General features: G+C 65.1%; 1 protein-coding gene. It reads right to left on the bottom strand.

Features of this window, described 5'->3' with window-relative positions:
- Positions 1 to 42 precede the first annotated feature (42 nt).
- The coding region (locus tag ON45_RS20465; protein WP_040496620.1) for an MMPL family transporter at positions 43 to 441 on the bottom strand (399 nt) is incomplete at its 5' end.

Below are 441 nucleotides of genomic sequence, written 5' to 3'. Positions count from 1 at the left end.
GCGCTCCGTGCGCGAACTGTTCACGAGATCGCTGAAACCCGGTCATGATCCGACGCCGACGGGCTGTCGGTCGTCACGAGGCTCGACCGTGTCGGGGACGTCCGGCTCGGCGTCGATGTCGACCGTCGGGAGGATCCGGTCCAGCCAGGCGGGCAGCCACCAGTTGGCGTCACCCATCAGTTTCATGGTCGCCGGCACCAGGACGATCCGCACGATCGTCGCGTCGATGAAGATCGCGACCGCAAGGCCGAGCCCGAACATCTTGGTCGTGGGATCGCTGCCGAACACGAAACCACCGAATACCGAGATCATGATCAGCGCCGCCGACGTGATCACCCGCGCGGTCGTCGCCAGACCGTGGATCACCGCGGTGTCGTTGTCACCCGTCGCCAAGTACTCCTCGCGGACACGGGAGAGCAGGAACACCTCGTAGTCCATCGA

Origin of the sequence: Ilumatobacter nonamiensis YM16-303 (genome assembly GCF_000350145.1) — a bacterium.
GTDB classification, from domain to species: domain Bacteria; phylum Actinomycetota; class Acidimicrobiia; order Acidimicrobiales; family Ilumatobacteraceae; genus Ilumatobacter_A; species Ilumatobacter_A nonamiensis.
Note: the sequence above shows the minus strand (reverse complement) of the source record. Positions and strands in the feature narration are given on the sequence as shown.